Below are 9,155 nucleotides of genomic sequence, written 5' to 3'. Positions count from 1 at the left end.
CTAACTTTTTCAAGGTGGCAGACAGGCTTTGTCACGTTTTTTGGCTATATTTGTATTTCAAAATAATGTAATGACACAAGAAGACAAAGATATTCTCCAATTAGCTGTCCCCTCCATTGTCAGCAACATCACCGTTCCACTGCTTGGTCTTGTCGATTTGGCCATTGTGGGGCATATGGGTTCCGAACTTTATATTGCTGCCATCGCAGTGGGAACCATGATATTCAACATGATTTATTGGCTGTTTGGATTCCTGAGAATGGGTACCAGCGGAATGACCTCCCAGGCTTTGGGGCGTGAGGATTATTTTTCAGTAAGAGTGTTATTACGCCGGTCCCTCTATATTTCCACATTCATTGCCCTGTTTTTTATTGTTGTGCAAATACCCTTGCGATGGCTTGCACTTGAGATCATCTCACCTTCACAGCAGGTTCAACCCTTGGTCATCACCTATTTTAATATTGTGATCTGGGGCGCACCTGCCATGCTCGGACTTTATGGCTTGAACGGATGGTTTGTTGGCTTGCAGGATACCAAGACACCGATGACTATTGCCATTGCCCAAAACATTGTGAACATAGTCTGTTCCACGACCCTTGTCTTTGGGTTTGGAATGCATATAGAAGGTGTGGCATGGGGCACATTGATTGCGCAATGGAGTGGTTTTCTGGCAGGCATATGGTTTGCCAGGAAACGCCTGAGACCTGGTTCGCTACTGCTGACAGATGGCAGCGGGAAAGGGAGAGATAAAGTTGCCTGGTCGTCTCTATTTGTTGTCAATCGAGACATCTTCCTTCGAACTCTTTGCCTTGTAGCGGTCAATTTATTTTTCACGTCAGCCGGAGCACGACAAGGCAACATGATTCTGGCCGTCAACACACTGCTGCTCACGTTCTTCACCTTATTTAGCTATGTCATGGACGGTTTTGCCTTTGCTGGCGAAGCATTGAGTGGTAAACTTTTTGGTGCACAAGATTCTGAGGCTTTACATGTCATGAATCGCCGTCTCTTTGTATGGGGAGCATTGATGGTTGTTGGTTTTACGGCATTGTATTTGCTGGGGGGCGAAAGTTTTTTGGGGCTTCTGACCAACGATCAGGCCGTGATCGAAGCCTCAAAAGAATATTTTCCCTGGGCTTGCCTCATACCCATAGCCGGCGTTGCAGCCTTTGTGTATGATGGTATCTTTATCGGAATCACAGCCACCCGAGGCATGTTGTTCTCCAGTTTTGCTGCCACCGCGATTTTCTTTGCCTTCTTCTTCATCGGCATAAGGTTTTATCATCCCAACCACATTTTATGGTTGGCCTTTATCATATATCTGGCGCTGAGGGGCATGATACAACATTTTATCATGAAATTATATATAAAATTCTGATCTTCTTATGGAAATTGTCTATTTAATTATTGGCGTGCTCATTGGATTTACCTTAGCTTTCTTGTGGCAACAAAACAAGAAGAAAGGCATAGAAGCCGATCTGATGCTTGCCCGGCAACAAAATGAGAACATGATGAAAGTCCAAGGCGAACTGCAGACAAAGGCTAATGCCATGAGCGATGAGTTGAAAAGTTTTCAGTCACAACTCACCCAGGCCAAAGTCATGTTGAGTTCGCTGGAAACCCAGTTGGACGCTGAGCGGAAGCAACATGGTGAAGAAGCAGAGCAACGAAGGGAACAAGAGCAGAAACTTGAAGCTGAACGTCAGAAACAATTTGACGCCCAGATAGAAACCGTCAAAGAACAATTTCACAACCTTGCAACCAAGGTGCTCGATCAGTCGACCGACAAGCTGAAGGCGCGGAACACAGAGTCTATGGAGACGATCACAGCTCCACTGAAAGACAACATAACCAAACTGCGCGATGCCATATTCAACACCAATCAGGAAACGGCTAAAAGCACCGCTTCGCTTTCCGTGCAACTGAAAGCCATGGCTGAGCAAACGCAGAAAATAGATGCCACGGCCACACGGCTTACCAACGTCATGCGGGGCGGCAATAAAATTCAAGGTAACTGGGGCGAACTCATCCTCACGGAGATACTCAATCAGAACGGCTTCAGGGAAGGTATAAACTATGATGTGCAGCAAACCCTGACAGACAGTAAAGGCTATGCTTTTTCCAATGAAGACAGCGGCAAGAGAATGGTGCCCGACGTTATCCTTCACTACCCCAAGAACGAAGATGTCATCATCGACTCGAAAATGTCGATCGAGGCCTATGAAATGTATGTCAATACCGACCATGAAGACTTGAAGAAGAAATATGCAGATGATTTGGTGAAAAGCATCAGAACACAATTTACAAACCTTTCAAGAAAAGATTACAGCAGCTATATCAAGCCACCTCGTCATGCCATAGACTTCGTCATCATGTTTGTTCCCAACGAAGGAGCCCTGCAACTGGCTTTAGCCACTGACAAACGTCTATGGAACGACGCATTCAACAAACATGTGTTTATCACATCCCAACAGAACCTGATGGCTATTTTGAAAATGATTGAAATAGCATGGAGGCAATACACGCAAACCGAAAATCAGCTCCGGGTATATGGGTTGGCAGAGGAGCTGCTGAAACGCGTGGGAGAGTTTATCAAGCGATTCGACAAGGTGAAAAAAGATATCGACACGCTGTCAAAAGACTACGACGAAGCCTACAAAAAAGCATATACCGGACGCCAGAGCATCGTGCAGAAGGCCAATGAACTGAAGAATCTCGGCGTAAAACAGGCGCCCAATCAGCCCATTCCACCTACAGAAGAGGATATCCTGAACCTGTCTGACGCGTAAACGGGTGTCCATCATTCAATGTGCAATCTGTTTGTTGATGTTCGCTAAAACTTTTGGGAGCAGTTATAACGCTTTGAAGTCTTAGCCAACAACAAGGGAACTATGTAAAATAAGCCTACCAAAATTCTGTCTTTTATTTCGGAACTTCTGGAGCAAAAGACGCCATCTTTTCAGCATCGTTATTGGGTTTGAGTTTCATCAAAATTTGAAAACTATTGCCGTTACTATCTGATCGTGTGATGATTTGGGCTTCGTGAGCGGACGAGAAGAGTCATGTCGCAGTGCGATCAGACCTTATTCATACAGCCGTTTGATATGTAACCGACATGGATAGAATCTGCAAACAAAAGACTTCTCTTCTAAAGCGCTGATTATCAACAGACTGAAAATCCCTGAAATTTCAGCGAATTGAAGGACGAAGTGAATTTGTTTTCAAATACGCGAAATATAGAGCCATGTTTGTAAAAAATTCGGTGTGAGCCCAATTCGTGTGGAAAAGATGAAAATGACATAAATATACAACACATCCTTCATTTTGTTGTCATATTGATAAAAAAATCAATATAATGATAACACTTTGAATTATTCTTCTTATATTTGCAGCAAGATTATCATAGAAATACAAAAACAAGATGATATTAGATTTAAATATGTTGAGGCATTTTTATGCCAATTACTCCTCAAAAGTTAAACAAGCGCGCAAAAGTATGGAACGTCCGCTCACCTATGCGGAGAAAGTGCTTTATGCACACTTGTATCATGACAAAGACCTTGTGCCCTTCAAACGCGGCGAGTCGTATGTAAGTTTCCGCCCCGATCGCGTGGCGATGCAAGATGCCACGGCCCAAATGGCCTTGTTACAGTTTATGAATGCCGGAAAGGAACAAGTAGCCGTTCCGGCCAGCGTGCATTGCGACCACCTGATACGTGCAGACGTTGGGGCAGAGAAGGATCTGCCGGCAGCACGGCAAGCCAATCGTGAAGTTTACGACTTCCTTCGATCGGCATCGGCCAAATATCATATAGGTTTCTGGGCACCGGGAGCAGGCATTATCCACCAGGTGGTTTTGGAGAACTATGCATTCCCCGGAGGAATGATGATCGGCACCGATTCTCATACGCCCAATGCCGGCGGTTTGGGTATGGTGGCAGTGGGTGTTGGCGGTGCTGATGCTGTGGACGTGCTGACCGGTCAGCCTTGGGAGCTAAAAATGCCACGGCTCATCGGCGTGCATCTTACAGGCAAGCTGTCAGGATGGGCAGCACCTAAAGATGTGATTCTGAAAATATTGGGTATACTGACCGTGAAGGGTGGCACAAACGCTATTTTAGAATATTATGGCGAAGGTGCGGAAAGTCTGTCTACTACGGGTAAGGGAACCATTTGCAACATGGGAGCGGAACTGGGAGCCACCTGTTCCATCTTTCCCTTTGATGAGAATGCCGTTCAATATCTTCGCAAGACCGGTCGGCAGGAAATAGCCACGCTCGCTATGCAGAATGCCCAGGAACTTAGAGCCGACGACGAAGTCTATGCCAATCCGGAAATCTATTACGACGAAATCGTTGAAATCAACCTTTCGGAGATAGAGCCTCATCTTAATGGACCATTTACTCCGGACGCAGCGACGCCCGTTTCGCAAATGAAAACGAAAGGAGAGGCCAACAACTACCCGATGACAGTGGAAGTAGGGCTGGTAGGCTCGTGCACGAACTCGTCTTATCAGGATCTGGCACGTGCCGCTTCAATAGCCCGCCAGGCACATGAGAAAAACATTGAGGCGAAGGGACAGATTATTATTAATCCTGGTTCTGAGCAGATACGGTTCACTGCAGAGCGAGACGGCATACTTGATGACTTCAAAAAAATAGGAGCAATCATCATGTCGAATGCATGTGGTCCATGTATCGGACAATGGAAACGACACACCGAGGACAATGAACGGAAGAACGCTATCGTCACTTCGTTCAATCGAAATTTCCGCCGTCGTGCTGACGGGAATCCCAATACCTATGCTTTTGTCGCCTCTCCCGAACTTACCATAGCACTGGCAATAGCCGGTCGGTTGGATTTCAATCCGATAACTGACACGCTGACTAACAAAAACGGGGAGAACATCATGCTCACTGAGCCACATGGTTTTGATTTCCCACCGAAAGGATTCAGTGCGGGAGGTGACAGCGAAGAAGACAGTGTATCGGCTCTGATGGAGAGAGGATTGTTCATCGCTCCGTCTGATAAGTATGCAGGCCAGGAGGTAGAAATCAATCCCACTTCCAACCGGTTGCAGAAGCTGGAGCCCTTTGAGCCATGGGACGGAAAAGAGCTGGTGGATATGCCACTGCTTATCAAAGCCAAAGGCAAATGCACAACAGACCACATCTCCATGGCAGGCCCATGGCTTAAATTTCGCGGGCACCTGCAGAACATCTCCGATAACCTGTTGATGGGAGCGGAGAATGCGTTCAACGGCGAGAGCAATTGTGTTAAAGATCAAATAGACGGTCAGTATAAAGAGGTGTCATCGGCAGCAAAGAATTATAAAGAAAATGGCGTTGCCAGCATCGTTGTTGCAGAAGATAACTACGGCGAGGGCTCTTCCCGTGAACACGCCGCCATGGAACCTCGCTTTCTCAATGTACGTGTTGTACTTGCCAAGAGCTTTGCACGTATCCATGAGACCAACCTGAAGAAACAAGGCATGCTGGCCCTTACATTTATCAACAAGGATGATTACGACAAGGTGAGGGAAGACGACAGAATATCGGTCACAGGGTTTAAAGATTTTGAACCAGGCTCGAAGTTCGTTATCACACTGAAGCATTCGGATGGCAGTCAGGAAAGCTTTGAGGCTGCACACACATACAACGATACTCAGATTAAATGGTTTAAAGCAGGCTCCGCATTGAACTACACAGCTGTGTAAATTGACGTTCAACTAATACTTTAATGATGTAATTCAGGAAATCGATATGAAGATAACAAAAACAAATGGTAAGCTCAACGTTCCGGAAACACCTACTATACCCTTTATAGAAGGCGATGGGGTAGGAGCGGAAATCACTCCAGTGATGCAAACTGTTGTGGATGCAGCTGTAGAGAAAGCATATTCAGGTAAGCGCAGGATAGAATGGATGGAAGTGCTGGCTGGCGGCAAGGCTGCCAAACAAACAGGAGAGTGGCTGCCACAGGCAACTCTAGATGCGTTCCGTGAATACTTGGTTGGCATCAAAGGACCACTTATGACTCCTGTCGGCGGTGGTATACGTAGTTTGAACGTTGCCCTGCGCCAGAGCCTCGATCTGTATGTTTGCCAGCGTCCGGTTCGCTATTTCAAGGGAATAGAGAGTCCGGTCAAGCATCCGGAAGAGGTTGACATGTGTGTGTTTCGCGAAAACACGGAAGACATCTATGCCGGTATCGAATGGGAAGCCGGAACAGACGAAGCCAAGAAATTTTATAATTTTATAAGCCAAGAAATGGGGATAGACAAGGTGCGTTTCCCCGAAACATCAGGATTTGGTGTTAAACCAGTAAGCCGGGAAGGATCGGAGCGCCTCATTCGTTCAGCCATAGAATATGCTTTGGCTCATGGGCTTCCCTCGGTTACGCTGGTACATAAAGGTAATATCATGAAATTTACCGAGGGCGGCTTCAAGAATTGGGGCTACCAATTGGCCGAGAGAGAGTATAAAGACGCCATGGAATCGGGCAAACTGGTTATAAAAGATTGTATTTGTGATGCGTTCTTGCAAAACGCTCTGCTCAGGCCACAGGACTATCGTGTTATTGCCACCATGAACTTGAACGGTGATTATATTTCCGACATGCTGGCAGCACAAGTGGGTGGTATAGGTATTGCCCCCGGTGCCAATATAAATTACGATACCGGACATGCCATATTTGAAGCTACCCATGGCATCGCTCCCGACATTGCCGGCAAGAATATCGTTAATCCTGCAAGTATTATCTTGTCGGCCGTGATGATGTTAGACTACATGGGATGGGGTGAAGCTGGGGAGTTGATCACCCGATCACTTGAAAACTTGTTCTGCAAGGGCGTGGCAACCGCTGACTTGGCTCGCTTTATGAAAAACGGGCGTTCGGTTGGAACGAGAGAATTTGGCCAGACTATGACAGATACATTGTCGTAAAGAGCATTTAATAGGATTCATTAACACCTTACATACAGGGTAAAAAGACGAGATATGAAGAAAGAGTATTTAATATATAAACTCAGTGATGAAGTAAAAAATACCTGCAAGATTCCGCAGGAGGCTTTCCAGAAATACGGCGTTAAGCGCGGCTTGCGTAATGAAGATGGCTCTGGAGTTCTGGTTGGACTAACCAATATCGGTAATGTAGTTGGTTATGAAAGAGGAGATGACGGTAAACTCAAGCCTTGCCCCGGTGAACTTTACTATCGAGGATATGAATTAGACGACTTGGTATCGCCGCTGTTGAAAGAAAAGCGATTTGGTTTTGAAGAGGTGGCCTACCTTCTGTTGTCTGGGAACTTGCCCGACAAAGAAGAACTGAATGCATTCCAGGAACTGATAAATGAGAACATGCCGCTCGACCATCGTTCGATTGTCCATATTATCGACCTTGAGGGTACCGATATCATGAATATACTCGCACGTTGTGTGCTGGAGATGTATACATTTGACTCGAACCCAGACGATATTTCCAGGGACAACCTGATGCGACAGTCTATAGAACTCATCGCCCGTTTCCCCACAATCATAGCCTATGCTTACAACATTTTCCGGCACACAGTGCATGGGGAGAGTTTGGCCATCCGACATCCGCGTGAGAGCAATACGATAGCTGAAAACTTTCTGTATATGCTGAAGGAAGACTACACGGAGCTTGAAGCACGTATGCTGGATCTCCTGCTGATCATTCAGGCAGAGCATGGTGGTGGTAACAATTCCACCTTCACAGTTCGCGTCACATCGTCTACCCGAACGGACACATACTCAAGCATTGCAGCAGGCATCGGCTCGCTGAAAGGACCCTTGCACGGAGGTGCCAATATTAAAGTTATCAACATGTTCCATCATCTGAAAGAGGTGATTAAGGATTGGTCAAATACCGACGAAATCGACACGTATCTTAAACGTATGCTCAACAAGGAAGCCTACGACGAAACCGGACTTATCTATGGTATCGGGCACGCTGTGTATACGATGAGCGATCCGCGTGCAGTGGAACTGAAACGTCTCGCAGACGACTTGGCCAAGGAAAAGGGGAGAGAGAGTGAATACGAATTTTTGAAGAAGATAGAAGAAGAGGGAATTAAGTGTGTGTCGGAGTTTCGCAAGACCAACAAGCCCATCTGTGCAAACTTGGACTTTTACAGTGGGTTTATCTATGAGATGATAGGGCTGCCCCAGGAGATATTCACCCCTGTCTTTGCAATGGCTCGCATCGTAGGCTGGTCTGCTCATCGTATAGAGGAGCTGAATTTTGATAGCAAGCGAATCATTCGACCGGCATATAAGAATATACTCGATGCACAGGAATATATTCCTATAGGCAAGCGATAAAACACATCAGGAGGAGGTGTCAGGATCTATGTCTTTGGCACGTCCTCCTTTTTTGTTAGCAACGCATTGTTCCTGCTGCGCTGATAAGATCTTTTATAATTTCGCCACCGATGATTAAACCGGCTGTAGCTGGCACAAATGCTATGCTCGCAGGAATCGGACGCTGTCTTTTCGGAGAGGAGCTTTCTTTTTCTTCTATTGGCTTCAGGGGAATTTCTTCGCTAAAAACCACTTTAAGGTGGTGAATGTTGAGTTTACGCATTTTCTTCCTTAATATCTTGGCTATAGGATCCATTGTAGTCTTGCTAATATCTGTCACCTTAAAACCGGTAGGGTCGAGCTTGTTGGCCGCACCCATCGAGGAAATGAGAGGAATGTGGAGCGAGTGGCAACGTTTGATTAGTTCCAACTTGGCAGTGACTGTGTCAATGCAATCGGCTACATAATCATATTGAGACAAGTCTGTCTCGTCTGCATTGTCAGGCATGTAGAATATCTGATGAGTGCGCACCGTACAGGCCGGATTAATATCATGAATGCGTTCGGCAGCTACTTCTGTCTTATGTCGTCCAATAGTGGAATGAAGGGCGTGTATCTGTCGGTTGATATTGGTAGGATCCACACAATCCTTGTCAAACAAATCGATGCTGCCAACACCACTGCGAGCCAACACCTCGACGACATACCCACCAACTCCACCAACTCCAAAAACTGCTACTCGAGCCTTGGCAAGTGTGTCCATTGCCGGGCTGCCCACAAGTAGTTCCGTGCGTGAAAATTGATTTTGCATATTCAGTTTTATATTTTGAGTTT

The 9,155-nt window shown here is 46.1% G+C and carries 6 protein-coding genes; 5 read left to right on the top strand and 1 reads right to left on the bottom strand.

The annotated features are described in order from the left end of the window. Positions 1-70 precede the first annotated feature (70 nt). From HMPREF0645_RS06000 to HMPREF0645_RS05980, 5 genes are all read left to right on the top strand, one after another. A complete protein-coding gene (locus HMPREF0645_RS06000) occupies positions 71-1,378 on the top strand; it encodes an MATE family efflux transporter (RefSeq protein ID WP_007174021.1) in 1,308 nt (435 codons plus the stop codon). Between the two features lie 7 nt (positions 1,379-1,385). Next, positions 1,386-2,789: a DNA recombination protein RmuC gene (locus tag HMPREF0645_RS05995; protein ID WP_007174020.1), complete on the top strand. Its 1,404-nt coding sequence runs from the start codon at positions 1,386-1,388 to the stop codon at positions 2,787-2,789. 632 nt (positions 2,790-3,421) lie between these two features. Continuing rightward, positions 3,422-5,716 (top strand): aconitate hydratase, encoded by a 2,295-nt coding sequence (locus tag HMPREF0645_RS05990; RefSeq protein WP_007174019.1) that lies wholly within the window; start codon positions 3,422-3,424, stop codon positions 5,714-5,716. Between the two features lie 46 nt (positions 5,717-5,762). Then, positions 5,763-6,944, top strand: a complete 1,182-nt coding sequence (gene icd / locus HMPREF0645_RS05985; protein WP_007174018.1) for an NADP-dependent isocitrate dehydrogenase — start codon at positions 5,763-5,765, stop codon at positions 6,942-6,944. A gap of 54 nt (positions 6,945-6,998) precedes the next feature. Continuing rightward, on the top strand, positions 6,999-8,342 hold the full coding sequence (locus tag HMPREF0645_RS05980; protein ID WP_007174017.1) for a citrate/2-methylcitrate synthase: 1,344 nt from the start codon (positions 6,999-7,001) through the stop codon (positions 8,340-8,342). Positions 8,343-8,397: 55 nt separating this feature from the next. On the opposite strand, the gene HMPREF0645_RS05975 is transcribed toward HMPREF0645_RS05980, so the two are convergent. Then, positions 8,398-9,132 carry a tRNA threonylcarbamoyladenosine dehydratase gene (locus HMPREF0645_RS05975; protein WP_044123433.1) on the bottom strand — a complete coding sequence of 245 codons (735 nt, stop codon included), beginning with the start codon at positions 9,130-9,132 and terminating at the stop codon, positions 8,398-8,400. Positions 9,133-9,155 lie beyond the last annotated feature (23 nt).

Source organism: Hallella bergensis DSM 17361, from assembly GCF_000160535.1.
Lineage (GTDB): Bacteria > Bacteroidota > Bacteroidia > Bacteroidales > Bacteroidaceae > Prevotella > Prevotella bergensis.
This window is presented reverse-complemented; position numbering and strand designations above follow the sequence as displayed.

What these genes read in the sequence shown, in the direction of transcription:
- HMPREF0645_RS06000 (WP_007174021.1), top strand. Translation starts at nt 71, where the DNA reads ATGACACAAGAAGACAAAGATATTCTCCAATTAGCTGTCCCCTCCATT.
- HMPREF0645_RS05995 (WP_007174020.1), top strand. Translation starts at nt 1,386, where the DNA reads ATGGAAATTGTCTATTTAATTATTGGCGTGCTCATTGGATTTACCTTA.
- HMPREF0645_RS05990 (WP_007174019.1), top strand. Translation starts at nt 3,422, where the DNA reads ATGATATTAGATTTAAATATGTTGAGGCATTTTTATGCCAATTACTCC.
- icd (WP_007174018.1), top strand. Translation starts at nt 5,763, where the DNA reads ATGAAGATAACAAAAACAAATGGTAAGCTCAACGTTCCGGAAACACCT.
- HMPREF0645_RS05980 (WP_007174017.1), top strand. Translation starts at nt 6,999, where the DNA reads ATGAAGAAAGAGTATTTAATATATAAACTCAGTGATGAAGTAAAAAAT.
- HMPREF0645_RS05975 (WP_044123433.1), bottom strand. Translation starts at nt 9,132, where the DNA reads ATGCAAAATCAATTTTCACGCACGGAACTACTTGTGGGCAGCCCGGCA.